This is a genomic window from Nocardia sp. NPDC059228, from assembly GCF_042754245.1.
Taxonomy (GTDB): domain Bacteria; phylum Actinomycetota; class Actinomycetes; order Mycobacteriales; family Mycobacteriaceae; genus Nocardia.
The window spans coordinates 1-1075 of sequence record NZ_JBHZAL010000172.1 but is presented as its reverse complement, the minus strand read 5'-3'; the positions used below and the strand labels follow the sequence as shown (position 1 = coordinate 1075).

Sequence of the window (1075 nt, the reverse complement as noted above, 5' to 3'; positions counted from 1 at the left end):
GTTCATCCGGGGCCTGGACGCCGCCCACCAGGACCGGCTGCCGGTACGGCTGAACGTGATCGTGTCGGACGACAACGCTCACGAACTCGACGCGATGGTGGCTCTGTGCGCGCGCTACAGCTTCCCGCACCAGGTCTTCACGAACATGTCGCCGACGATCGACGGCGAGGCGAACCCGCTGGCGACGCAGGCCGACGGCCACATCAAGGCCCGGAGCGTCTTCACCGGCTGCAATGCCGGCCGGACGTTCTTCCACGTCAACCCACACGGCATCGTGTCCGTTTGCAAGGTCGGCCGCGACCCGAGCGTGAACCTCGTGACCGAGGGCGTCGCCGCCCTCACCCGGCTCGGTGCCATCGCCGAGTCCCTACAGCTCCGCACCGGTGGATGCTCCGGCTGCACGAAGGTCGGCACCTGCCGTACCTGTCGGCCGCTGGCCAAGCTCTACCAGGAGGCGGGGGACCGACGAGAGCTCTACTGCCAACACGGAGGCTACGGATCATGACCCCACCCACCACAACCGTCACCCCGCCGCGCGAACCGGTGCTGCTCACCATCGGACGGCGCCCCACCGATGGTGCAACCGGCACCCTGCCCGTGCCACTGCCGGCTGGGGCCATCCGCGACGACGAGGTCCAGATCATCACCGACCTGGACGAGGCCGCCGAGGGGGCCGAGTGCAGCTGCTCGGCCGGCGACGACCAGCCGTACTAGATACACCGCAGGCGGGCACCGCACCGCTCGTGTATGCGCCCCATGAGTGCCGCCCCGGTCATACCCTGGCCGGGGCGGCACTCCCTTGTCTCCGAGCCCCATGAGGAACCGCGCGTGTCCATGTCTCGCATTCCCTTCGCTCAGCTCCCAGCCGACGTCCGCCAGGCTGTCACTGACAAGACCGGCCCCGTGCATCAGGCGGTGGCCATGACCGGCGGCATGAACTCCGGCGTCGCCTCCGTCCTGGAGACAGAGAGCGGCAGCGTTTTCGTGAAGGGCATCGCGAGTGATCATGCGCAGGTCTCAGCACAGCGCCGCGAGGCGGAGATCGCCCCCCACCTGCCCACGTCCTGTCCCCGCC

3 protein-coding genes are annotated in these 1075 nt (G+C 69.0%); all 3 read left to right on the top strand.

Annotation, left to right across the window (positions count from 1 at the left end):
- On the top strand, positions 1-505 hold a 505-nt coding region (locus tag ACFXKA_RS43270), incomplete at its 5' end, for a hypothetical protein (RefSeq protein WP_379431952.1).
- The gene (locus tag ACFXKA_RS43265) at positions 502-714 is read left to right on the top strand and encodes a hypothetical protein (RefSeq protein WP_066954755.1); all 213 of its coding nucleotides are present in this window, start codon (positions 502-504) and stop codon (positions 712-714) included. The genes ACFXKA_RS43270 and ACFXKA_RS43265, both read left to right, overlap by 4 nt.
- A 114-nt stretch (positions 715-828) precedes the next feature.
- Positions 829-1075, top strand: a 247-nt coding sequence (locus ACFXKA_RS43260; RefSeq protein ID WP_379431951.1) for a hypothetical protein, incomplete at its 3' end; no start/stop codon positions are given.

Coding starts and splice junctions, on each gene's coding strand:
- ACFXKA_RS43265 (WP_066954755.1), top strand. CDS start 502: ATGACCCCACCCACCACAACCGTCACCCCGCCGCGCGAACCGGTGCTG.